We start from the raw sequence: 22,765 nt of genomic DNA, 5'->3' as shown, positions 1-22,765 counted from the left end.
TTTAGAGGTCGCCGAACTCCCCACTGCGGACAGCGGAGACGAACGACTTCCAGGCCTCGGACGGGAAGACCAAGGCGGGCCCCTGAGGGTCCTTCGAGTCGCGAACGGGCATCAGTCCCTGGAAGTCGAACGCCACCTCAACGCACTGTCCGCCGTTGCCGCTGTAGCTGCTCTTGCTCCAGGAAGCACCCGTCAGGTCAACGTTCTCGCTCATGCTGAAGAGTCCCTTCGCGCCTTGCTGATCTTTGCGAGCGATGCCGTCTGCGACAGCGCTTCCACCTGGAGCAGATCGTATTCCCTCGCCCAAGCGGACACGATTGCCCGGTCGTTCTCCAGGTAGCCACGTTGATGCGTCTCGGTGTACCCGAGCGAGGCGCCGTCGCCGAGATCGAGAATCGACATGGACCGCATGAACGGGCGAAGCGCGCCCAACTCGAAGGGCGCGACCTGGACCACATAGTTGGACCGCTGGGCCAACATCTCCAGATGTGCCAGCTGTTGAGACATCACAGCCCCACCACCGCCAACCACGGTCCGTAGACAGCTCTCGTCAAGGATCACATGGATCAGCGGAGCAGGGTCTCTGTTGATTCGTTCTTGTCGATTCAGAAGGAGCCGGACCCGTTCGGCTCCTTGCTCAGCTGTGACACCGCCTCGCGCAACAGCACCGGCCTCCAGGGCCTCAGCGTAACCGCGAGTCTGCACCAGGCCGGGGATGATGCCCAGCTCGAAGAGCCGGATGACCCTGGCCTCCCGTTCCTTGGCTGCGTACTCCGGGTAGCCCGGCAGGAAAGACGACCCTCTGAGACTCCAGTACGTCAGTTCTAGCGTGCCACCGGTAACAAGGACCTTGTCAGCAGCGCGGACCCACTCAAGCGTGGGATTGCGCGTCCCTCTTTCGAGGTTCGAAATCTGACTATCACTCAACTGCGTGCGCTCCCCCAGCTGGGTCTGCGTCAAGCCCGCCGCCTTGCGCAGCCTGCGCAATTGGGCTCCAAACGCCTTGAGGGGCGAAGCCGATGGATCCAGCCGAGACTCACGCACCGTCAGACCTCCACTGCTGCGCGAATTCCACATGAGGAAACTGTCAAGTGGGAAAGCCTTCCGATCGTACCGAGCGAAGCGCCACCATGGCCACACCCGGTAATTCACCGGACGCACAGCGCTACCTGCGGAGACCCCATGCCTGACGCGCAGAACTCCCCTCATTCCTTCCAACTCCACGAAGTCGTCCGGGACTTCAGCTGTCTGGAGGACGGGAAGCCGCGCGAGGGGGTCTTCGTCGAAGTGCTCCTCGGAACGGCGGTTCTCCGACCGCTCGGAGCGACCGGGCCCGAGTGGCGGGTCGCCCCTGCCTTCCTCCAGTCCCTCAACCCCCGGGAGACCGCGCCGGGGACCTGCGGCAAGCCGCGCCGTCGGCCGCTGTAACCAACCCCCTTCGAGCCCCTCCCACCCTGGAGCAGAGTTGAACCGCACCCGCCTCATGAGCCGTCCTCCCGCCCGGCGGTCGGGTCAGCAGGTCTTCGTCCTCCTCGAAGACCCCGACCGGGCGGACGACTTCTTCGTCCTCCTCGTCGACCCCGTCCACCGCGAGGGCCTGACCCTGCCCGGTGGCAGCGCCGAGCAGGACGAACTCCCCCACCTCGCGGCCCGCCGCCACCTCGAAGCGGAGACCGGGCTCGTCCTGGGCCTGCGCACGGTCCTGACCATCGACTACGTGCCCGCCGCCGAGTTCCCCGAGGGCGTCGACTTCGTCTACGCGGGCGGGATGCTCACGCCCCAGCAGGCCGACACCGTCCGCCGCCACCAGCCGCCGGCCGACATCCGCGGCCTGCACTGGGTGCCCCAGTCCAAGCTGCGCGAGGTCATGGCCGACGACCAGTACCGGCGCGTCGACGACGCCTGGGACGCCTGGGAGCACGGCGCCGGCCTCCCGCTCCTCATCCAGGGCGTCCCGGTCCCGGTGGGCTGACCAGCGTGCACCAAAAGGATTGACATCGGTTCGTGTGCTCCACGAAGCTTCTGCTCCGTTTCAGATGATCTTCAACCGTGGAGCCGATATGACCGTACGTGGATCCAGACTGCTGGCGGCCGTGGCCGTGACCGGAGTACTTCTGGCCGCCCCGGCCGCCACCGCGGCCGCCGACACGAACCAGCCGCAGCCGATCGACCGCTGGAAGTTCGCCCAGGCCGCCGGCAGCCCGCTGAGCTCGCCGGACGAGGGCTCCGCCCACGCGGCCGCCGTCCTCGGCAACGGCGCCTCGGTCAGCCCGGAGGAGCCCCTCCTCCCGGCCCCCGGCTTCCTGCGGCTCGACGGCGCCACCGGCTACGCCGAGGCCGCCGCCGCTTCCCTGCACGCCGACCGGAGCTTCACCCTCACCGCCTGGGCCAACAGCAGCGACCCCACCCGGGACATGACGGTGCTCTCCCAGGGCACCGGCACCACCAGCTCCGTCGCCCTGCGCTGGCACTACCTGGGCGTCGACCCGTACGGCGGCGGCCCCATGGGCGAGTGGCAGGCCACGGTCGCCGACTCCGACAGCCCCACCGCCGCCCGCACCACCGTCGCCCACACCGCGAACATCTCGGTGCTGGAGAACTGGACCCACCTGGCGGTGGTCTACGACGCCGACGCCTCCCGGCTCACCCTGTACGTCGACGGGCAGCGCGAGAACCAGTCCTGCGAGCCCGACGCGAGCGGCTGCACCCCGCACGTCTCCTCCGCCCCGAGCGTGCGCCCCTTCGACGCGGGAGCGGGCCTGGAGTTCGGCCGGGCGCGCACCGACGGCGCCTGGGGCGAGTACTTCGCCGGTTCGCTGGACGACGTCTGGGTGCACCAGGGCGTCCTGAGCGAGACCCGGATCGCCCAGCTTGCCGACTACAACGTCGAGTTGGGCACGCCCGGCTAGCGCCCGGCCCGGGGCCGGCGAAAGGCACTCCTTTCCAACGGATTCTGGACTTGTGGGTCCATTTTCGGCTGCCTACCGTGCTGGACGTTCCCTCCCGAACGAACCCGCGCAGGAAGGCGGTCACCCCGTGCACGCGATCCGCATCGAGGAGCACGGCGGCCCCGAGGTCATGCGCTGGACCGAGCTGCCCGACCCGGGACGCTTGGTCTGGACCAGGAGTCGAAACTGTGGCTCTCGCCACGCCCGCGGGCGCCCGTCGTGAGAAGGCTCACCTGCGGCGGGGGATCGCGGCGGCAGACGGCGACGACGCCTACGGGCACTGGGCAGGCCTTGGTTCGGCACGGGCGAAGGCCCTGTCCGTTTCGGGACCAAGGTCACCGGTCCGGTTGACCTTGGACCCGGTGGTGGCACGTGTGTACCCGGGCAACCGTGGACGGTCGCCCGGTGTGATCGGGCGGAGGCGCCGTCCAGCGTGGGCGGCGTCGTTCCCTGCCGTCTACCCGGCGCACGGGCGCGAGACGCGGCCGTACGCTCCGGAGGACCCCGAAACCCATGTCCCAGACCATCGACAACGCCCCGTATACCGCCTTCCACCGCCGGCTGGCGCTCGCCTGTTCCGGTGGGCCGCTGCTGGACGGCTACATCCTGAGCATCGTCGGCGTCGCCCTGATCGGGATGCGCCCCGACCTGGGCCTGTCCACCGCGCAGGTCAGCCTGATCGGCGCCGCCGCCCTGGTGGGCATGTTCGTCGGCGGCGCCCTGTTCGGCGTGCTGACCGACAAGATCGGCCGGGAGGTGATGTACACCGCCGACCTGCTGGTGATGGTCGCCTGCTCGGTGCTCTCCTTCTGGGTCGACTCGGTGTGGGCGATCGCCGTGCTGCGCTTCGTGCTCGGCATGGCGGTGGCCGCCGACTACCCGATCGCCACCTCCCTGCTCGCCGAGTGGCTGCCCGCCAAGCACCGCGGGCGGCTGCTCGGCCAGCAGATCGTCGCCTGGTACGCCGGCTCGGTGCTCGCCTACGTGGTGGGCTACCTGTTCCTGGAGCTGGCCGGACCGGGCAGCTGGCGGTGGATGCTGGCCAGTTCGACGGTGCTGTGCGTGGTGTTCCTGGTGATCCGGCGCGGTTCGCCGGAGTCGCCGCGCTGGCTGGCCGCCAACGGGCGGGTGGGCGACGCGGTGCGCGTGGTGGAGAAGCACCTCGGGGTGCGGGTGGACGGCCGCGAGCTGATGCCCGACCCGGCCGAGCGCGCCCGGCGCAGCAGCGGGCTGCGGCTGCTGATGACCCCGCCGTACCGGCGCCGCACGCTGTTCTGCGGCCTGTTCTTCCTGTGCCAGGTCGGCCCGCTGTTCGCGATGCTGACCTTCGGCCCGCAGATCCTGTCCTCCTTCGGCATGCCCGGCGGCACCGTGATGGAGACCCTGGGTACCGGGCTGATCAGCCTGGTCTTCCTGCTGGGCTGCTACCCGGCGCTGCGCCTGGTCGACACCAAGGGCCGGCGCCCCGTCATCGTCTGGTCGTTCGCGCTGATGACCGTTCCGCTGGCGCTGCTGGGCGTGTGGCCCACCGCGCCGGCCGCCGTGGCGCTGACGGCGCTGTGCGCGTACGCGTTCCTGTGCGGCGGGCCGAACGTGCTCGACTGGACCTACCCCAACGAGCTGTTCCCGACCGAGATCCGGGCCACCGCCGTGGGCGTGGCGACCTCGGTGAGCCGGATCGGCGCGGCGGTGGGCACCTACCTGCTGCCGCTGTCGCTGACCGGGCTGGGCACCGGGCCGACCATGCTGATCGCCGCCGGGACGACGGCGCTGGGCCTGCTGGTGTGCGTGCTGTGGGCGGAGGAGACCCGTGGCACGGCGCTGGGCGCCGCCCCGGTCGCCGGCCGTACGGGTACGGCGAAGACGTCGGCCGTCCCGGCGCAGCGCGTGCCGCAGACGGCGCGCGGCTGACGGCCGGCACGTGAAGGCGGCGGCGCCGTCCGGGATGCGTCCCGGGCGGCGCCGTCGTCGTTGCTCACCGGTGGTCGTCCTGGGTGTCGTCGACGCCGTTCAGGCGGTTCAGGACGGCCCGGAAGACCCACCGGTCGAGGTAGCCCGCGTAGAGGGGGTGGGGTGGGAGGGGGTCGTCGCGTTCGACGCCGGGGGGCAGTCGGCCGGTGGCGGGGGCGAGTTCGCGTTCGTCGTGGAAGGCGAGGGCGGCCCAGTACTCGGCGGCCAGCGGCGCGGCGGCCACGCCCGGCGGCGTGGGCCAGGGCTCGCCGGTCTGCGGATGGCGCGGGACCACGGCGATGTCCGGGAGGGGACGGGGCAGTGGTCGGCCCGGTCCGGCCAGGGCCGCGCGCCGGGCCGGGCGGGCCTGCGGGGGCGGGAGTTGGCCGAGGAGTCCGCGGAAGGCCTGGGCGAGCGGGCCGGGGGCGAGGGCGAGGGGCGCGCCGTCGGCGGCGGAGACCAGGTGGGCCAGGGTCACGGCGGCTTCCACGTCCCAGCGGATGCTCCGGCTCCCGTCCGCCTCCACCAGGGCGGCGGCGCGCCACCGGCCGGCGACCGACGCCCAGTCGGCGACCGGGCGGGGCGGACCCGCGGGGACTCGGCGCGCCGCGTCCGGTTCCAGCCAGGTGGCCTGCCACGCGGAGCACTCGTCGATCCGGGCCGCCACCGGGCGGCCGCAGCCCGCGCAGGCGAGGTTCGGTCCGCCGTAGCCGTCGAGGCCGCAGCAGTTGCCTTCGTTGCGCCCGGGGATCAGGCGGGTGCCGGCGGCGTCGCCCGGGGCCAGCAGCACCGACCCCTCGTTCTCGCCCTCGTCGGCGGGGTCGAGCAGGTCGATGCCGAGGGCGTAGGTCCCGGACTCCATCAGGACGGGCATGGCCACGCCGTTGCCGTAGGGGATGCCGGCGTAGACGGGGAACGGGACCCGCGACAGCGGCCCGGTCAGGGCGGTGCCGCACCCCCTGCACTCGAAGACCTCCACGCCCGCCCGCTCCCCCTTCGTCCGCACCGCCGGCAGGCGAGTATCGCGGTCCGGGCGGACACGGGCCAACGGTTTTGCGGGGCGGGTCGGCGTGTCCGTGGCGCGCCGGGCCCGGGCGGCGGGCCGCGTGCGGCTTTGTCAAGCCCGCACCGGAGCGGGCTGATCGGCAGTAACCTCGGCTCTCTGCAACGACGGGCCCGGCAGGGCGAATTGGAGGCGGCGGGTGGCCGAGGGGAAGGCCGGGGGCGGCGAGGGGGCCGGACGGGACGACGGGCCGCTGCACGAGCGCGAGGCCGAACTGCGGTCGGCGGCCCAGGCGATCGAGGCGCTGACCCGGCCGGCCGGCACCGGGGTCGGGGAGCTGCTGCTCTACACCGGAGCGGCCGGACTGGGCAAGACCGCGATGCTGACCGAGGTGCGCCGGGCGGCGAGGCACGCGGGCTGCACGGTGCTGTTCGCCCGGGGCGGCCAGCGGCAGTGCCACGAACCGTTCCATGTGGTGCGCCAGCTGGTGCGGCCGGTGCTGTCGGCCCTGTCCGACGACGAGCGGGCGCGGGTCTTCGGCCCGTGGGAGGACGTCGTCGGCCCCGCAGCCGGCCTGCGGCCGCCCGGCGGGCAGCTCGACCCGCAAGGGGTGCGCGACGGGCTGGACTTCGTCGTGACCCGCCTGGTGCAGCTGCGTTCGCCGCTGGCCGTGCTGGTCGACGACCTGCACTGGGCCGACCCGGAGTCGCTCGGCTGGCTGGCTTCGCGGTCCGGGCCCGGGAGCTGCCGGCCCTGCTGGTGCTCGCCTGCCGCGACGAGTTCCCCGACGACGCGCTGGCGCTGCAACGCGGCCTCGCCGACCGGGCCGACCGCCGGCACGAACTGCGCCCGCTCCAGCCCGCCTCGGTCGCGCACCTGGTCCGCGCGGCGCTGGGCGCGCAGGCCGAGGACGCCTTCTGCCGCCACGTCTGGGCCGTCACCGCCGGGAACCCGTACGAGACCGCCGCCCTGCTGCGCGAGGTGGCCGACCAGCGCCTCGACCCGGTCGAGGAGAGCACGGGGCTGCTGCGCGAGATCGCCGCCACCGCCCGCGGGATGACGCTGCGGCACTGGCTGGACCGGCTCGGCCCCACCGCGCTGCGTTTCGCCTGGGCGGCGTCCGTCCTGGACACCGACATCCGCCCCGACCTCGCCGCCGCCATCTGTGCCCAGGGGCCCGAGACCGCCGCCCAGTCCGTCCGGGAACTGCGCCGCCACCGGGTGCTGACCGGCACAGCGGCGGGCCGGCTGGAGTTCGTCCACCCGCTGATCGCCACCTCCGTCTACCAGTCGATGACGCCGGCCGCCCGGACCGGGATGCACGGGGTCGCCGCCGTCGAGGTCGAGAACGCCGGCCTCGGCCTGCCGGCGGCCTCCCGGCACATGCTGGAGATCCTGCCCGAAGGGGACGGCGTCATCGTCGACAAGCTGCGCCGGGCGGCCCGCGAGCACCTGGCGATCGGCGCGCCCGAGGCCGCGCAGCGCTGCCTGCGCCGCGCCCTCAGCGAGCCGCCCGCCGACGAGGACCGCGCCTCGGTGCTCTACGAGCTCGGCTGCTCGGCCCTGCTCACCGACCCGGCGACCACGGTCAACCAGCTGCGCCTGGCGCTCGCCGACCCGTACGGGCTGGACCCCGGGCTGCGGGTGGACGCGACCTTCCGCCTCGCCCAGGCCCTCGCCCACAGCAACCGGCTCGGCGAGGCCGCCGCGCTGTGCGCCGAGGAGGCCGCGCGCACCCCGCCCGGGCCGGGACGGCTGCGTCTGGAGGTCGCCCACTTCATGTTCGCCGCGTTCCAGTCCGAGGACGCGGACGGCCCCGGCCGTTCCCGGCGCCTTGCGCAGTTCCACCGGACGCTGGACACGGTCGGCATGGCCTTCACCGACGCCGGCGCGGACGCGGCGGCCCCGGGCGGGGCCGTCTTCGAGCACGACGGTCTGGCCCACGCGGTGGCCGTGCTGCGCTGCTGGGACCTCACGCTGCGCGGCGCCGACCGCGCGCGGGCGCTCGCGCTGGCCGACTCCGCGCTGCCGCAGGGCCGGCTGCCGCACAGCCTCGGCTGGACCAACACCACCTGGGGCTTCGAACTGCCCGGGATCCTGGGCCTCAGTTACCTGTACGCCGACCGCGTCGAGCGGGCGGAGGAGCTGTTCACCGAGGCGGTGCGCGCCTACGAGGTCGCCGGGTGGAGCGGCGGCCACCTGGGCTTCGCCTACCTGCTGACCGGCATGCTGCGGTTCCGCTGCGGCGCGCTCGTCGAAGCGGAGGACTACCTGCGCCGCGCCCTGCGCACGGCCGGGCGGATCGGCCCGGGCACCCCGCTGCACTGGGACGCGGTCGGGGCGCTGGCCGAGACCCTGGCAGCGCGCGGCCGGCTGGAGGAGGCCCTGGAACTCGCGCGCGAGCACGCCTTCGGCCCGCCCTACCCGACGGTGATGGTGCTGCCCGACGCTCCCACGCTGTACGGGCGCCTGCTGCTGGCGGCGGGCGACGCGGCGGGGGCGGCCGAGGTGCTGACGGCCGCCGGGGCGGCCCTGGACGCGCGCGGGTGGCGCAACACGGTGTGGGCGCCGTGGCTGGGGCACCTGGCGCGGGCGGTGGCCCCGTCCGAGCCGCAGCGGGCCCGCGAGCTGGCCGGGGAGGCCGTGCGCCGGGCCCGGCGGTCGGGCACGGACTCGGCCGTCGGCAGCGCGCTGCGCCTGTGCGCCGCGGTGCACGACGGTCCGCGCGCGGCCGAGCTGCTGGCGCAGGCGGTGCGGCACCTGGAGCGCTCGCCGGCCCGCTACGAGCACGCGATGGCACTGGTCGACCTCGGCGGGGCGCCGGTGCCGGCTCCGCAGGCCCGTGCCGCGCTCGCCCGGGGGCTGGAGCTGGCCGTCGAGTGCGGCGCCGACGGCCTGGCGGACCGCGCCCGCGGCCTCCTGGAGGCGGGGGCCGGGGCGGGCGGCTGAGGCCGGGGGCTGCGGCCAAGGGCTGCGGCCGGGGGGCTGGGGGCGGTCAGACGGACAGGGCCGCTCTGCCGGGCACCCGGCGCAGCACCCGGCCCGGGGTCAGGCCGCCGGGCCCGACCGCGGCGATCAGCAGGAAGGCCCAGCAGAACATCACCGCGGGTTCGCCGCCGTTCTGGATGGGCCACAGGCCGTGCTCCTGGTGCACGCCGAAGTAGGCGTAGGCCATCGACCCGGAGCACAGGAGCGCGGCCGGGCGCACCGCCAGGCCCACGAGGACCAGGACGCCGCCGGCCAGCTGGATGGCGGCCGCCCACCAGCCGGGCCACTGCCCGAACCCGGGTGCCTTGCCGTGCGTACCGCCCAGGACGCCGAAGATGGTGGCCGCGCCGTGGCAGGCGAACAGCAGGGAGACCACGATCCGGAACAGCCCCAGGACCAGGGGGCGGGTGCGTTCGGCGAGGGGCGAGGGGTCGACGGTCATCGGAAGCTCCTCGGTCAGGTGGGGGTTGGGGGATGCGCGCCGGTGCCGGGGCCGTGCGGGGCCTCTCCGGCCGCGGTTGACGCGGCGGCGCCAATTCTGACCCCGCGTCACCTCGGGCGGCAGGAGTGGGGAGCTCTGAGGTTCCTCTGAGTTGCGCGGCGGCCGCCGGCGGCGGGGCCGTCCACCGCGCGGGGCCGCCCGCCGGTGGGCCCGCCCGCAAAAATATGCAGCTCTTGCAACTTAATGAGTGCACAACTATTGTCGGAGCGCGTAGATTTCATTCGCAACAAGCTGCGCCCGCCCGCGCCGACGGGCGCCGCGGACCGAGCCGGGAGCCCGACATGAGCACCACCCTCTTCACCCCGTACACCCTGCGGGACGTGACCGTCCCCAACCGGGTCTGGATGCCGCCGATGTGCCAGTACAGCGCCGCCCCGGCCGGGGAGGCGGCCGGGGTGCCCACGGACTGGCACTACACCCATCTGGCGGCGCGGGCCGCGGGCGGCACCGGGCTGATCATCGTGGAGGCCACCGCCGTCAGCCCCGAGGGGCGCATCAGCCCGTACGACCTCGGGCTGTGGAACGACACCCAGCTGGAGGCGTTCCGCCGGATCACCTCCTTCCTCAAGGAGCAGGGCACCGTCCCGGCCGTCCAGCTCGGACACGCCGGGCGCAAGGCCTCCACCGAGCGGCCGTGGGTCGAGCGCGGGCGCGCCCTGGCCCCCGAGGAGGAGCACGGCTGGACCCCGGTCGCGCCCAGCGCCGTGGCCTTCTCCCCCGACCACACCACGCCGGAAGAGCTGACGGTCGATCAGATCCGGGAGATCGTCGGCAAGTTCGCCGACGCCGCCCGGCGCGCGCTGGAGGCCGGCTTCCAGGCCGTCGAACTCCACGGCGCCCACGGCTACCTGATCCACCAGTTCCTCTCCCCGCAGAGCAACCACCGCACCGACGCCTACGGCGGCGACTTCCAGGGCCGCATCCGCTTCGCCCTGGAGGTCGTCGACGCGGTGCGCGCGGTGTGGCCCGAGGAACTGCCGCTGTTCTTCCGCGTCTCGGCCACCGACTGGCTCACCGAGAACCCCGAGGACGGCCGCGAGGGCTGGACCTGCGAGGACACCGTGCGCCTGGCCAAGGAACTCCAGGCGCACGGCGTGGACCTGCTGGACGTCTCCACCGGCGGCCTCGTGCCCGACGCCCGGATCGAGGCCGCGCCCGGCTTCCAGGTGCCCTTCGCCGAGGCGGTGCGCAACGAGGCCGGGCTGCCGGTGGCGGCCGTCGGCCTGATCACCGACCCCGCCCAGGCCCAGGACATCCTCGCCACCGGCCGGGCCGACGCCGTCCTGCTCGGCCGCGAGCTGCTGCGCAACCCGTTCTGGGCCCGCCACGCGGCCGGCGCGCTGGGCGGCGAGGTCCACTCCCCCGTCCAGTACCACCGCGCCTGAGCGCGGACGAGCGCGCCTGAGCGTGGACGAGGGGCGCCGCAGGACAGCCGTCCTGCGACGCCCCTCCACCTTTTCGCTCCCACCGGGTCAACGGCCCCACGGGCCGAGCGGGTTCACGGCCGCAGGAGCCGGATCGCCGGAAGGGAGCACGGGGACCGTTCGGGGGGCGCGCTCCGCACGGACGAGAGCCCGTTGGGGGACATGACGCCCCGCGCACAGGGCCCCGCACCCCCTCCAGGGAAAGGGGTGCGGGGCCCTGGTGGCGGGTCCGGTCAGGCCAGCAGGTCGCACTGGAGGGTGACGACCTGGCGGAACGCCGTGGCCGGCACCCCGCGCGGGTTGGTCATCGTGACCACGGCCACCACGTCGGAGGCCGACACGAACGCCACCCGCGTGGTCGGCACGCCCTTGCCCGCGGTCTCCTGGGAGTCCTTGCGGGTCACCTCGATGCCCGCGACGGTGTCCCAGCCGTCGCCGGAGGCCATCTTCGCGTCGGGGGCGGCCTTGAGCTGCAGGTCCGTGCGCCCGCGGAAGTAGGTTTCCCGGGCCTCGTTCGGGGAGCCGAAGCGCAGCAGCCGGATCCGGGTCGAGGTGCCGTCGGAGGCCGTCCACTCCCGGACGGTCGCCGCGCGGCACACGTTCTGCAGCAGCAGGCCGTGCAGCCTGGCCGGGTTCTGCAGCTCGGAGCCCATCGCCTCGCAGCCCACCCAGTTGGCCGGGGCCGTCGCGCCGGGGGCGGCGGACGCGGCCGGCGCGGCGGTGGCCGAGGCGCTCGCTCCCGGGGTCGCCGGCGCGGTGTCCGAGGGCGCGGCCGACGCGGAAGCCGGGGCCGAGGCGGTGGCGGTGGGCGCGGTGGGCGACGGGAAGACCGGCGGGTTCACCGAGCCGCCGGCCTCCTTGGGGGCGGGCAGCAGCAGGTAGCGCAGGTCCGCCTGGTGCAGGCCCTTGCTGTTGTCCTTCAGGTCCGGCGCGGCCTTGCCCGAGGGCAGCGGAGGCAGCGTCAGGGGCGGGAAGGTGTAGCGGCCGTCGTTGGCGGTGGCCAGACCGGGAATGTCGGTGCGCTCGGGCGCGGTGACCGCCAGCGCGGTGCCGGTGCCCGCGATCGCGAACACCAGGACGGCGCAGCTCCACCGCACCGCGGCCCTGCGGCGCCGGGCGCGGCGGGCGGCCTGCTCCTGCGGGCTCTGCGTCGGCTCGGGCGGCGCGAACGGCGCGGGGGCCTGGCCGGCGTCGGGCTGCGGGTCGTCGATCGTGATGGCGGCCCAAGGGTTGGCGTCGTCCGCGGGGGTGACCGGGGTGACGGCGGTGGCCTGGTCGTGGGGCTCCGGCCCGGGCTGCGGCGCGGTGGCGTGGTCGGTCATGCGGAGGCTCCCGGGCTGGCGAGGCGGTCGAGCTGCAGGGTGAAGAGGCCGACGATCTTGTCCTTGGGCAGCGGTGCCACGCCCTCGACGCTCATGACCACCAGCAGGTCGCCCTCGGCGGCCGAGCACTCCAGGTAGTCGATCGGCGCGGACGGCGGGGCGGGCATCAGGTAGCAGTGCGCCTCGGGGTGGCCCGGGATCTGCGGGCCGGAGCGGAAGATGCCGGTGTCGCCGGTGAACACCGCGGTGTACTCGTTGATCCGCTGCACCTCCTGCTGGTTGAACTGGCGCAGCCGCAGCCCGACCACCAGGTTGTTGCCGTCGTTGCGGTAGGTCCGCACGCCGGTTCCCTTGACGTGCAGCCCCTCCCAGTAGGAGCGCAGCTTGTCGCGCTTGTCCTTGGGGACCTGCTGGAGCTCGGCGTCCAGCTCGTCCGAGATCTGCCCGGCGCCGATCTCGGTGTCGTTGCCGTAGCCGCCCTCGTCGGGGCCGAGTTCGAAGCCGGCCGGGACGGGCAGCAGCAGGTCGCGCAGCGAGCCGAAGTGGCTGCCGTTGGACTTCGCGCCGTACGGCGTGGGGGTGGCCGTCGGGGCGGGGGCGCCGGTGGGGCCGGCGGCCGCGGCCGGGGCGGGGTCGTCGTACCGGGTCTTGATGATGCCGACGCCGATGACCACGCCCACCAGCGCGGCGGCCACCGTCGCCGCGCCCGCGCGCAGCAGGCGGCGGGAGGCGGGGCGGGGCGCGGCGGGGGGCTGCTCGGGGGTGAACCCCGCTGCGGCGTCGGCGGGTTCGGGGCGGCGGGTTCGGGGGCGGCGGGTTCGGGGGCGGGCGTGGTGGCCGGCGTCGCGGTCACGGAGTCGTCGTCGGTCATGCCAGTCGCTCCCACTGCTGCTTGGCCAGGGCCTTGAGTTCCTCGCCGTCCACCGGCTTCGGGCTGAAGATCTCCACCTTCATCTGCACCGTGCCGCGCTGGGCCTGGGCCTGCCCGTAGTAGTACTGCTCCTCGGTGTCGGACCACTTCCTGGGCGTGAAGTCCATGCTGTAGCCGCCGTTGGCGTCGCCGGCGAAGGGCATCCAGAAGCCGGAGGCGGCCTCGGCCTCGTCGATGTGCTCGGGGGTGTACTGGGTGAGCGAGACGCGGTAGCGGGTGTCGCCCTTCATCCAGTCCACCTCAGCGGCGCGCCGGAAGCCGGAGGAGGCCAGGTCCTTGAAGACCAGGGCCGCGCCGCCCCTGCGCTCGGCGAGTTCGCCGATCGACATCCAGCCCGGCTTGTTCGGGTAGTCGCCCCAGGCGGTGCTGCCGTCGGGGGCGCTGACCAGCAGCTTGGGCAGGTCGCCCTCGATGGCCGGCGGCCCGGGCTGCGCGGCGGCGAGGGCGGCCGGGTCGACCACCTCGGCCGGGTAGGCCGGCAGGGCCACCTGCAGCGGCGGCAGGGGCGTGGGCGGGCGCTGGGCCTGGATCGCGTAGCCGGCGCCGCCACCGGCCAGGACGCCGACGGCCAGCGCGCAGACGGACAGCAGCACCGGGCGGGGGCGGCGCGGGGCGCGCGGGGCCGACTCCGGGCCGGCGGACAGGATGTCGGCGGCGTAGGGGTCCTGGTGCGGCGTCTGCTCGGCCGACGGCGCGGCGGACGGTTCGTCGGACGCCTCGGCGGAGCCGAACGGGACGGGCGGGACGGGCGGCACGGGCGGCACGGGCGGGACCGGCGGCTCGTCCGGCGCCGGGGGTACCGGCGGCAGCGGCGGTTCGGCCGCCGCGGACGGCGGCTGCTCGGGTTCGGTGGTCACGGAAGTGGCTCCAGACAGGAGGAAGGGAGGACGACGTCGTGGGGCGGGCGCCGGCGCGGGCTCAGCCGCCGGATGCGAGCCACTCGCGCTGGCGCTTCATCAGGTCGTTGAGCAGCGCCTTGTCCGGTGTGCCCTTGACGTCGACGTCGATGGTGTACTGGACGTCACCCTGGCTGGAGACGCCGGTCATCGAGCCGGTGTACGCCTCGTGCTTGGGCGTGCGGCGGAAGCCGTGGGCGTTGGGGTCGCCGTCGATGTCGATCGGCTCCTGCGACTTGATGGTGTAGCCCTGGACGAACCTGCTGGCCGTGTCGGCGGAGCCGAAGTGCAGCAGGGTGACGGTCACTTCGGCCTTGCCGTCGGCCGTGCGGTAGGTGCGGGTCGCCCCGTCCCGGTAGCCGAGCCGGTTGAGGATGGTGTCGATGTCGTCCTGTTTGCCGAAGATCCCGGAGACGTCGTCGCGGGTCATCGGCATCCCGTCCGCGGGCCCGTAGGACTCGCCGCCGGCGGGGATCGGGAGCAGGAAGTAGCGCAGGTCGCCCTCGTGCTTGCCGTTGCTGACCGTGCCCTTGACGGTGCTGGCCGGGGCGGGCTCGCTCGGCACGACGGTCGGCACCGGGACGGCGGAGGGCGTCGCGCTCGCACCGGCGCTCGGCGAGGCGGTGGCGGTGGCGCGGGGCGCGGGCGCGGCGGCCGGACGGCTGTCGGGCTTGCCGACCGCGACGGTCACCGCGGCGCTGGCCGCGGTGACGGCGAGCAGCCCGGCGGTGGCCAGCGCGACGCCGACGGCGCGCGGCAGCCGGCGCGGGGCCGGGGCCTGGTCCGGCGCGGGTACGGGCGCGGGCGCGGGCGCGGGCAGGGGCACGGCAGCCGCTTCCGGCGCGGCTGCGGGCCCGGGCACCTCTACGGGTGCGGGCGTGGGTGCGGCGGCCGGTTCCGTCACCGCGGCAGCCGGCTCCGGCGGCGGATCGGTGAAGGCGGCGCTCTCGTTCTCGGGCGCGGACAAAGGACTCCCCCCAAAGGGAAAACGTGGGATTTCGCACGCGGGCCACCGTCGGATCCCGCTCCCCCAAGCGGCTCTCCGGACCGTCCGTCACGTGTCTCAGCAGGCATTATGAGAGTCCGATGACATTCACGCCAACAAAATCAATCGCCGCACTCCCACCCAATGCTTGACGAACCGGACGCTCCGTGATCCAACCGCAACACCGCCCCGTCGGCGGCACCAGGGTGGCCCGGTGACGGGCAGTCGGGACACGGTGCTGGTGGTGGTGCGGGGGCCGAGCGGGGCTGGCAAGTCCAGCGTCGCCGCCGGACTGCGGGCCGCGTACGGGCGCGGCCTTGCCCTCGTCGGGCAGGACCTGCTGCGGCGCACCGTGCTGCGCGAGCGCGACGTGCCGGGCGGGGCGAACATCGGCCTGATCTCCCTGGTGGCGCGGCACGCGCTGGACAGCGGCTTCCACGTCGTGGTGGAGGGCATCCTCGCCGCCGAGCGCTACGGCCCGATGCTGGCGGACCTGGTCGCCGACCACCGGGGGCGCAGCCACCTGTACTACCTGGACGTCGACTTCGCGGAGACGGTGCGCCGCCACGCCACCCGGTCGCAGGCGGCCGAGTTCTCGCCCGAGGACATGGCCGGCTGGTACCGGGAGCGGGACCTGCTGCCGGGCGGCGCCGAGCGGGTCGTCCCGCAGGACAGCACGCTGGCGGGGACGGTCGCCCGAATCCTCGCCGATACCGCGCTGACTCCGCCCGGGTGGACGCCCCGCCCCTGACGGGGTGTCGTACGGGCGCGGCTTTGGCTCCGGCTTGAGTTGGAGTGCACTCCAAGTCCTACGGTTCATGCCGTGGTCACGACCGCAAGGGCCGGGACCACGGCACGAGCACGAGTACGGGTACGAGGAGAGGACAGGCGCCATGGGTGTTTCCGCGAACGGGGCCGAGCAGCGGCAGGAGCGTTTCGACCGGGGCCTGGAGGTGCTCACCCGGGTCGACGGCGAGGGCGGGCAGCGGGTGATCGACGCGCTGGCCGACATCAATCCCGAGCTGGCCCACCAGGTCGTCGCCTGGGGCTTCGGCGAGATCTACAGCCGCCATGAACTCGCTGCGCGGGAACGCCAGTTGGTGACCCTGGGGATGCTCACCGCGCTGGGCGGCTGCGAGCCGCAGCTGGAGGTGCACATCAACGCCGCCCTCAACGTCGGCCTCACCCCCACCGAGATCACCGAGGCCCTGCTGCACTCCGCCGTCTACTGCGGGTTCCCCAAGGCCCTGAACGCGACCTTCGTCGCCAAGAAGGTCTTCGGCGAGCGCGGCCTGCTCCCGGTCGCGGCGAACTGACGCGGCGCCGGGAGCGGTGCGCGGCCGCCCGGGCTCAGAACCTGGACTCGCGGGCGAAGACGGTCTCGGCGACGGCGTCCTGCAGCGGGGTCAGGCGGTCGACGAACTGCTGGCGGCCGGTGGAGCGGCCGTCCGCCCACTGGCCGAGGGCGGCCGCCGGTCGGGCGGGGCCGTGCCGCGTCACCCGGTCCAGCGCCGGGTGACGCGACACCTGGGGTCCGGGGGCTTCGACGGGCGGTTCGCCTTCCCCCTGTGTCCACCGGCATCGAACTGCCGGGGCGCGGGCGCTAGTTGAGGCGTTCGCCGAAGGTGCGGCGGTAGGCGCCGGGGGTGGTGCCGAGCGCGGCGTGGAAGCGGCGGCGCAGGTTGACGGCGGAGGCCAGGCCCACCCGGGCGGCGACGGCCTCCACCGGCAGGTCGGTCTGTTCCAGCAGGGCCCGGGCGGCGTCGATGCGCCGGGCCAGCAGCCACTGGCCGGGGCTGGTGCCGAGCTGTTCGGTGAAGCGCCGGGACAGGGTACGCCCGGACAGTCCGGCGCGGGCGGCCAGGTCGTCCAGGGTCAGCCGCTCCCCCAGCCGTTCCTGGGCCCAGTCCAGCAGCGGCGCCAGCGACTCGTCCGCGCGGGCGGGCGCCGGGGCGGCGGCGTACTGCAGCTGGCTGCCCTCGCGGTGCGGGGGCAGCACCATGTGCCGGGCGACCTGCCCGGCGTAGGCGGCGCCGTGGTCGCGGCGCAGCAGGTGCAGGCACAGGTCGATGCCGGCGCCGGAGCCGGCGCTGGTGGCGACGTCGCCGTGGTCGACGTACAGCACGTCCCGGTCGACCTCCAGGGCCGGGTGCTGGGCGGCGAGTTGGGCGGTGCGGCCCCAGTGGGTGGTGGCGCGGCGTCCGTCGAGCAGTCCGGCCTGGGCGAGGACGAAGGCGCCGGTGCAGATGGAGACGATCCGGGTGCCGCGGGCGTGGGCGGTGCGCAGCGCGTCCAGGACGGGGGCCGGCGCGGGTGAGCCGGGCGGGTGCCAGCCGGGGACGACGACGGTGTCGGCGTGCTCCAGCGCCTCGAGGCCGTCCTCGACCAGCAGGGGGACGCCGAGGGTGGTGGGCAGCGGGCCGGGGGTCTCGGTGCACAGGGCGAACTCGTAGTAGGAGGGCAGTCCGGCGCGTTGGGTGCCGAAGGCCTCTGCGGCGCAGGCGAGTTCGAAGGGTGCCTGGGGTGCGCCGAGCAGGGCCACCACCCGGTGGCGGGGTGCTTCCGCGGGCGCTGTCACGGCTGCTGTCACGGGTGCGTTCCCGGCAGGGGCGGCGGCGGGTGCGTGCATGGCAGGAATGTACCCGAGGATGTCTTTGCGGACACTGGGGCGGCGGGGGTGGGGGCGGCCACAGTGGGGGCATGGACGAGAACGACGCACTGAAGACGACGTTGCTGGTCGACGACGTGGAGCCGGTGGAGGTCGGGCCGGGGATCCTGCGGCGCCGGCTGACCGCCACCGGGTACGCCCGTGCCTGGCTGATCGACTTCGAGCCGGGCAGCCGGTGGCCGGAGGTCGACGTGCACGACACCGAGGAGCGGTACTACGTGCTCAGCGGCGAGGTGATCGAGGGCGAGGAGCGCCATCCGGCGGGCAGTTACGTGGTGTTCGCGCCGGGCAGCCGGCACCGGCCGCGCACCGAGGCGGGCGCGCGGATCCTGGGGATCACCCTGTCCGCCGTCTGACGCGCGGGCCGCCGCGCGCCGGCGCGCCGGGGCATCGTCACGACCGGCCGCCGCGCGCCGGTCGTGACGATGTCGCGGCCTTGTCACCGTTGTGGGAGGAGGCCTGGTCACGGGGGCCGGGCGGCCCGAGGATCGGGGTCCGGGACGGTGGCGGGGCGCGGGCGCCTGGGGGGCGGGGCTGATGGGGGCGGGAGCGGTTCGGGCGGGAGTGGTCGGGGCGGGGCCGGTGCGCGGCTGCGTGGCGGTGGCCGTGGCGGCGGTGGTGGCGCTGGCGCTCGCGGGCTCGGCGGCGGTGTGGCGGTGGTCGCAGGACGATCCGGTGGGCGGGTGGCTGGGGTGGCTGTGCGCCGGGTCGGCGGCGGTGGCGCTGGCGGCGTCCGCCGTGCTGCGCGGTCGCGATCCGCAGGCGCCCGTGGGGATGGGCACGCGGGCGGTGGGGTTCCTGCTGCTGACGCTGGTCGCGGTGTTCCCGGCCGCGCAGGTCGCCGGCACCGTGCGGGAGCGGCTGGGCCGTCCGCGCAGCACGACGGCCCGGGTGACGGGCTGTCGGGTGAGCGGCCAGGAGCCGGGCGGGGAGGGCAACGGCCTGGGGGCGAAGACGTACGCCTGCACCTTCCGCTGGAGCGTGGAGGGGCGGGAGTTCGGCGCGGAGCGGCCGGAAGGGCCGTACGAGCAGGGCGAGGAGGTCACGGTGTGGCTGGACGAGCGGGGGCGGATGAGCACCGGCCGGCCGAGCCGGGTGTTCGGTGCCGCTGTTCGCCGCCCCCGTCCCGTTCGCCGTGTTCGGCGCGGTGTTCCTGGGCCGCTGGGCGGCCCGGGACGCGGTGGGGTGGTGGCGCCGGGCGGCGCGGGAGTGAACCGCCGGGCCGGCTTCGCGTGGTGGCGGGCCGTCACAGCCAGCCGCGGCGGGCGGCCTGGACGCCGGCCTGGAAGCGGGTGGTGGCGCCGAGGTGGGCGAGCAGGGTGGAGACCCGGCGCACCACGGTGCGCCGCCCCAGGCCCAGGCGGCGGGCGATGGCGTCGTCGGTGGCGCCGGAGGCCATCAGGGTGAGGATGCGCCGGTCGCGTTCGTCGATGCGCAGGTCGACCCCGGCCACGGTGGCGGGCACCGCCAGGCGCCACAGCGTCTCGAAGACCGCGGCCAGGGCGTTCAGCAGCCCGGAGGGGCGCACCAGCAGCGAGACGACGCCGTCGCGGCCGTCGGCGGGCAGGGTGACGATGGCCAGGTCCTCGTCCCCGATGGCGAGTTTGAGCGGTGGCTCGTCCAGGGTGCGGGCCTGCTCCCCCGCCTCGACCATCCGCGCCATGTTCGGCCCGGCCACCGGGTCCTCGAAGGCGCAGCCCTGGTAGATCGCCCGGTAGACCACGCCCGCGGCCATCCGGCGGCGCTGCAGTGCCTCCTGGTCGAGGTAGTGGGCGCTGCTGCCGGAGTACGGCGGCACGTCGATCACCCGTACCTGGTGTCGGGCCGCCAGCTGCAGCCGGTTGCTGGCCGCCATCACCTCGGCGCGGTCCTCGACCACTTCCAGCGCGCCGTAGGTGCCCGCGTCGCGCCGGGCGTAGCGGTAGAGCCGTTCGAGTTCGTCCCCGGCCCGGCGGGCGGTGGCCTGGCGCATGGCGTCGCGCTGGAGCACGGTCTCGACCACCCGGGCGGGCGGCAGGGCCTCCCAGCAGTGGTCGCGGTCGTCGCTGCTGTGGGCGGGGCCGAAGGCCACCGCGGCGCCCTCCTCGGCGAGGTCGCGGAGCACGGCCAGCACGGTGTCCGCGTCCAGGCCCGCCGCCGGGGCCAGCTCCTGGATCCGGGCCCGCGGCCGGGCGACCAGGCAGCGGTAGACGCGGCCGCGTTCGGAGTCCGCGTCCAGCACGTCGTGCACGGTGAGCACCCCCCTTTCGTCGCCTTCCGGCCCCGGCCCCGGGCGGGGCCGGGGGAGGCCGGAGGCCGTGGGAGGCTACCCACGGGTGTGGCGCACATGCGCCAGTGGCCCAGGTGGGCCGCCGGGCGCTCTGGCGGACGGCCCGGGCACCTCGCAAGAGTTGTCAGTGCTCAGACATTCTCTGAGTTCCGGACCAGCCCGCTGAAGGCCGAGGACGCCCATGACCCCTGCCCGGCTCCGGCGCGCCCGAGCGGCCCTCGCCGCCCTGGCCGCCTGCCTGCTCCTGCTCGCCGCGCCCGCTTCCCCGGCCGCGGCCGCCCCGGGCGCCGCGCCCGTCGAGGCGCCCGGCCCGCCGCCGCTGGCCGACGGCTTCGGCCTCACCCAGGTCGGCGCCGCCACCGGCAGCGCCACCAACTTCGTCATCACCGTCACCACCGCGCAGGTCGCCGGGGAGCACACCATCCGCATCCTGCTACCCGCCGACTACGCCGCCCGGCCGGACAAGCGCTACCCCGTGCTGTACTTCCTGCACGGCGCCTCGGACAACCCGGCCGACCCGGCACTGGCCTACCCCGCCCTGACCGCCGCCCGGTCGATGATCACCGTCATCCCGGACGGCGGCCTGCGCGGCTGGTACACCGACTGGCTCGACCAGGGCACCGCCGCCGGGGCGCAGAACTGGGAGACCTTCCACCTCGGCCAGGTACTCCCGTTCGTCGACGCCAACCTGCGCACCCTTTGCGACCGCGCCCACCGCGCCGTCGGCGGCCTGTCCATGGGCGGCTTCGGCGCCCTGCACTACGCCCAGGACCGCCCCGAACTGTTCGGGCAGGTCCTCACCATGTCCGGCGCCGACGACCTGTCCGCCGACGAGATGATCATCCGCGGCGCCGTCGTCGCCATGCTCACCAACGTCGGCACCGTCCTGTGCGGGCCCAGCGACGGGCGCCCCTGCGCCCTGGACTACGGCCCCACCGTCTCCAGCGACGCCGTCTTCGGCAGCCCGTACCCGGTGTTCAACGCCGACTGGCGCTGGAACGCCGTCGACCCCACCGCCCGGGCCGCCCTGCTCGCGCACACCGGCATCGCCGTCTACACCGGCAACGGCGACGGCAACGCCGGCGACCTGGAGTTCTGGGCCGAGGGCACCGCCAAGCGCCTCAAGGACCGCCTGGACGCGCTCGGCCTGCCCTACCGCTACGTCGACTACGGCAACGGCGCCGGCTGGGGATCCGACTGCCACGGCGGCCACACCCCCGGCTGCTGGGCCCAGGACCTCGCGGACTACGTGCCGCGCCTGGAGGCGGCCTTCGCGGCCGCCTGACACCGCCCGCTCCCCCTCTTTTCTCCTAGGAAAGGACCCTCCGTGCCCTCCACCCCCGCCCCGGCGCGCACCGCGCCCTGGCCGCGGCTGCTGGCGACCGCCCTGGCGCTGTGCTGCGCCCTCCTGGGCCTGAGCGCCGCACCCGCCCTCGCCGCACCGGCCGCGCCGGCCCTGTCCTCCTGCGCCTCGCCACAGCAGTGCCTGACCATCAAGTCGCTCAGCAACGGGCGCCAACTCGACGTCCAGAACGGCACCATGGGCGACGGCGCGTACATCGTCACCAACTCCGCGCCCGGCTACCACCAGTCCTGGCACCTGAGCGTCGACCCCTCGGACTTCACCTTCACCATCGTCAACAACGACACCGGCAAGTGCATCGACCTGGCCTTCTTCACCCCGGCCCTGCGCCAGCAGACCTGCGCCGGACAGGCCAGCCAGCGCTGGTTCCTGCAGCCGGCGCCGGGCTCGGACGACGCCTTCATGATCCGCCACGCGGGCGACAACACCTGCCTGGACCTGCTGATGGGCGCCAACTACGACGACGCCTGGACCGACCAGTACACCTGCAACGGCACCAACAACCAGCAGTGGTCCACCGGATTCCCGCTCGCCGCCCGCAACCTGGCCGTCGACCACGCCGCCAAGCAGTGCGAGAAGGACACCTCCACCTGCTCCTGGTCCGTGAAGAGCGAGGCCCCCGCGGCGCCGCTGCCGCGCGCCTGCGTCTCCTCGGTCTGGTTCAACAACACCAGCGGCACCGTCCAGCAGTCCTTCTCGGTCACCGACGAGAGCGGCTGGTCCAACACCATCGGAACCAGCCTGACCTCCAGCATCTCCGCAGGCGCCCCGACCGTCCTGACGGCGACCATCACCTCGGCCCTGTCCTTCACCAACGAGTGGCACGGGTCGAGGAGCGTCAACAACGCCGTCGTGGTCTCCGTCCCGCCCCAGCAGTACGGCTGGGTGACGCTGGCCGAGGTCGCCCGCAAGGTCACCGGCAGCTGGACCTTCGACACCCACGGCTTCCCGTGGACCGCCGACGACACCATCACCGTCCCGGTCACCTCGGACCCCAACGCCGGCCCGACCCTCTACATCGCCAACACCAGCCCGACGTTCACCAGCTGCGTCTGACGGAGCGTCGAGACCATGCCGCCGCCCGGTGCCCCGCGCCGGGCGGCGGCCCGGTTTCCGGCTCCGGCTACCGGCCTGCGCCACCGGCCCCGAGGAGGGCGAGCACCTCGCGCACCGCCACCTGCCCGGCCCTGCGGTAGGCGTACTCGCTGGTGTCCACGTCGTGCACCCCGGTGCGGCGCACCACGAGCGCCAACGCCACCATGGCATCCGGCAGTTGCTCCGCCAGCTCGGCGCGCACGCCCTCGGCCAGCGCCGCGTGGTAGCGGGCGAGGCCCTCCTGCGAGGCGGCGCCGCCGTACACGGTGGCACCGGCGGCGACCTCCAGGTGCACGCCCTCCTCCCACGGCTCGAAGTCGACCACGGCGTCCGCGAAAGGGCCGCAGCCGCCCTGGAGGACGTAGCGGGCCCGCACCCCGCGCACCGGGCGGGGCGGGAAGGCCTCCCCTGTGGCGGTCAC

The 22,765-nt window shown here is 74.5% G+C and carries 23 protein-coding genes and 1 pseudogene; 12 read left to right on the top strand and 12 right to left on the bottom strand.

The genetic code is table 11. The features are described from left to right. Position 1: 1 nt before the first annotated feature. Together HS99_RS40095 and HS99_RS40090 are read right to left on the bottom strand one after the other, a co-directional pair. Positions 2 to 214 (bottom strand): DUF397 domain-containing protein, encoded by a 213-nt coding sequence (locus HS99_RS40095; RefSeq protein WP_030290097.1) that lies wholly within the window; start codon positions 212 to 214, stop codon positions 2 to 4. Further along, the gene (locus HS99_RS40090) at positions 211 to 1,077 is read right to left on the bottom strand and encodes a helix-turn-helix domain-containing protein (RefSeq protein WP_046386179.1); all 867 of its coding nucleotides are present in this window, start codon (positions 1,075 to 1,077) and stop codon (positions 211 to 213) included. Before HS99_RS40090 ends, HS99_RS40095 begins: the two co-directional genes overlap by 4 nt. Positions 1,078 to 1,182: 105 nt before the next feature. Between HS99_RS40090 and HS99_RS45650 the strand changes: the two genes are divergently transcribed. The 4 genes from HS99_RS45650 (at position 1,183) to HS99_RS40070 (ending at position 4,859) form a co-directional block, all read left to right on the top strand. Continuing rightward, entirely contained in the window at positions 1,183 to 1,428 is a 246-nt protein-coding gene (locus HS99_RS45650; RefSeq protein ID WP_030557450.1) for a hypothetical protein, read from the top strand. Positions 1,429 to 1,465: 37 nt separating this feature from the next. Continuing rightward, positions 1,466 to 1,972, top strand: a complete 507-nt coding sequence (locus HS99_RS40080; RefSeq protein ID WP_050366250.1) for an NUDIX domain-containing protein — start codon at positions 1,466 to 1,468, stop codon at positions 1,970 to 1,972. An 88-nt stretch (positions 1,973 to 2,060) separates the two neighbouring features. Continuing rightward, positions 2,061 to 2,909, top strand: coding sequence for a LamG-like jellyroll fold domain-containing protein (locus HS99_RS40075; protein ID WP_030557448.1), 849 nt, complete (start codon positions 2,061 to 2,063; stop codon positions 2,907 to 2,909). A 552-nt stretch (positions 2,910 to 3,461) separates the two neighbouring features. After that, positions 3,462 to 4,859, top strand: coding sequence for an MFS transporter (locus HS99_RS40070; RefSeq protein ID WP_046386582.1), 1,398 nt, complete (start codon positions 3,462 to 3,464; stop codon positions 4,857 to 4,859). Between the two features lie 64 nt (positions 4,860 to 4,923). Here HS99_RS40070 and HS99_RS40065 read toward each other — a convergent pair whose 3' ends face one another. Further along, positions 4,924 to 5,904: a hypothetical protein gene (locus HS99_RS40065; RefSeq protein WP_141763912.1), complete on the bottom strand. Its 981-nt coding sequence runs from the start codon at positions 5,902 to 5,904 to the stop codon at positions 4,924 to 4,926. Positions 5,905 to 6,100: 196 nt separating this feature from the next. On the opposite strand from HS99_RS40065, the pseudogene HS99_RS48660 reads away from it, so the two are divergent. Both HS99_RS48660 and HS99_RS40060 read left to right on the top strand, forming a co-directional pair. Beyond that, positions 6,101 to 6,556 (top strand): annotated as a pseudogene (locus tag HS99_RS48660) (AAA family ATPase); the annotation flags it as partial. A gap of 104 nt (positions 6,557 to 6,660) precedes the next feature. Then, positions 6,661 to 8,850, top strand: a complete 2,190-nt coding sequence (locus tag HS99_RS40060; protein ID WP_370863341.1) for an ATP-binding protein — start codon at positions 6,661 to 6,663, stop codon at positions 8,848 to 8,850. A gap of 46 nt (positions 8,851 to 8,896) precedes the next feature. Here HS99_RS40060 and HS99_RS40055 read toward each other — a convergent pair whose 3' ends face one another. Further along, positions 8,897 to 9,331: a DoxX family protein gene (locus HS99_RS40055; RefSeq protein ID WP_030290087.1), complete on the bottom strand. Its 435-nt coding sequence runs from the start codon at positions 9,329 to 9,331 to the stop codon at positions 8,897 to 8,899. 341 nt (positions 9,332 to 9,672) lie between these two features. On the opposite strand from HS99_RS40055, the gene HS99_RS40050 reads away from it, so the two are divergent. Next, positions 9,673 to 10,776, top strand: coding sequence for an NADH:flavin oxidoreductase/NADH oxidase (locus HS99_RS40050; protein ID WP_030557445.1), 1,104 nt, complete (start codon positions 9,673 to 9,675; stop codon positions 10,774 to 10,776). A 272-nt stretch (positions 10,777 to 11,048) separates the two neighbouring features. On the opposite strand, the gene HS99_RS40045 is transcribed toward HS99_RS40050, so the two are convergent. The 4 genes from HS99_RS40045 to HS99_RS40030 form a co-directional block, all read right to left on the bottom strand. Next, positions 11,049 to 12,137: a hypothetical protein gene (locus HS99_RS40045; protein WP_037831338.1), complete on the bottom strand. Its 1,089-nt coding sequence runs from the start codon at positions 12,135 to 12,137 to the stop codon at positions 11,049 to 11,051. Next, positions 12,134 to 12,832, bottom strand: a complete 699-nt coding sequence (locus HS99_RS40040) for a hypothetical protein (RefSeq protein WP_141763911.1) — start codon at positions 12,830 to 12,832, stop codon at positions 12,134 to 12,136. Before HS99_RS40040 ends, HS99_RS40045 begins: the two co-directional genes overlap by 4 nt. Positions 12,833 to 13,004: 172 nt before the next feature. Next, positions 13,005 to 13,925, bottom strand: coding sequence for a hypothetical protein (locus HS99_RS40035; protein WP_030557442.1), 921 nt, complete (start codon positions 13,923 to 13,925; stop codon positions 13,005 to 13,007). A 61-nt stretch (positions 13,926 to 13,986) separates the two neighbouring features. Then, positions 13,987 to 14,931, bottom strand: coding sequence for a hypothetical protein (locus HS99_RS40030; RefSeq protein WP_030557441.1), 945 nt, complete (start codon positions 14,929 to 14,931; stop codon positions 13,987 to 13,989). A 232-nt stretch (positions 14,932 to 15,163) separates the two neighbouring features. Here HS99_RS40030 and HS99_RS40025 point away from each other — a divergent pair, with 232 nt between their 5' ends. Together HS99_RS40025 and HS99_RS40020 are read left to right on the top strand one after the other, a co-directional pair. Next, entirely contained in the window at positions 15,164 to 15,700 is a 537-nt protein-coding gene (locus HS99_RS40025; protein ID WP_030557440.1) for an AAA family ATPase, read from the top strand. Positions 15,701 to 15,842: 142 nt separating this feature from the next. Continuing rightward, the gene (locus tag HS99_RS40020; protein WP_030557438.1) at positions 15,843 to 16,265 is read left to right on the top strand and encodes a carboxymuconolactone decarboxylase family protein; all 423 of its coding nucleotides are present in this window, start codon (positions 15,843 to 15,845) and stop codon (positions 16,263 to 16,265) included. Between the two features lie 34 nt (positions 16,266 to 16,299). On the opposite strand, the gene HS99_RS45645 is transcribed toward HS99_RS40020, so the two are convergent. Together HS99_RS45645 and HS99_RS40015 are read right to left on the bottom strand one after the other, a co-directional pair. Then, positions 16,300 to 16,476 carry a hypothetical protein gene (locus HS99_RS45645; protein ID WP_157881761.1) on the bottom strand — a complete coding sequence of 59 codons (177 nt, stop codon included), beginning with the start codon at positions 16,474 to 16,476 and terminating at the stop codon, positions 16,300 to 16,302. Between the two features lie 76 nt (positions 16,477 to 16,552). Further along, positions 16,553 to 17,494 carry a helix-turn-helix domain-containing protein gene (locus tag HS99_RS40015; protein ID WP_030557437.1) on the bottom strand — a complete coding sequence of 314 codons (942 nt, stop codon included), beginning with the start codon at positions 17,492 to 17,494 and terminating at the stop codon, positions 16,553 to 16,555. 155 nt (positions 17,495 to 17,649) lie between these two features. Here HS99_RS40015 and HS99_RS40010 point away from each other — a divergent pair, with 155 nt between their 5' ends. After that, positions 17,650 to 17,973, top strand: coding sequence for a cupin domain-containing protein (locus HS99_RS40010; protein WP_030290579.1), 324 nt, complete (start codon positions 17,650 to 17,652; stop codon positions 17,971 to 17,973). 890 nt (positions 17,974 to 18,863) lie between these two features. Here HS99_RS40010 and HS99_RS40005 read toward each other — a convergent pair. Further along, entirely contained in the window at positions 18,864 to 19,856 is a 993-nt protein-coding gene (locus tag HS99_RS40005) for a helix-turn-helix transcriptional regulator (RefSeq protein ID WP_050366299.1), read from the bottom strand. 211 nt (positions 19,857 to 20,067) lie between these two features. Here HS99_RS40005 and HS99_RS40000 point away from each other — a divergent pair, with 211 nt between their 5' ends. After that, positions 20,068 to 21,171: an alpha/beta hydrolase gene (locus HS99_RS40000; protein ID WP_030290573.1), complete on the top strand. Its 1,104-nt coding sequence runs from the start codon at positions 20,068 to 20,070 to the stop codon at positions 21,169 to 21,171. 42 nt (positions 21,172 to 21,213) lie between these two features. After that, on the top strand, positions 21,214 to 22,305 hold the full coding sequence (locus HS99_RS39995) for an RICIN domain-containing protein (RefSeq protein ID WP_030290571.1): 1,092 nt from the start codon (positions 21,214 to 21,216) through the stop codon (positions 22,303 to 22,305). A gap of 67 nt (positions 22,306 to 22,372) precedes the next feature. Here the strand turns inward: HS99_RS39995 and HS99_RS39990 are convergent, their stop codons facing one another. Then, positions 22,373 to 22,765 (bottom strand): hypothetical protein, encoded by a 393-nt coding sequence (locus tag HS99_RS39990; RefSeq protein ID WP_232543077.1) that lies wholly within the window; start codon positions 22,763 to 22,765, stop codon positions 22,373 to 22,375.

The sequence above is a fragment of the Kitasatospora aureofaciens genome, assembly GCF_001188955.3.
GTDB lineage: Bacteria > Actinomycetota > Actinomycetes > Streptomycetales > Streptomycetaceae > Kitasatospora > Kitasatospora aureofaciens.
This window is presented reverse-complemented; position numbering and strand designations above follow the sequence as displayed.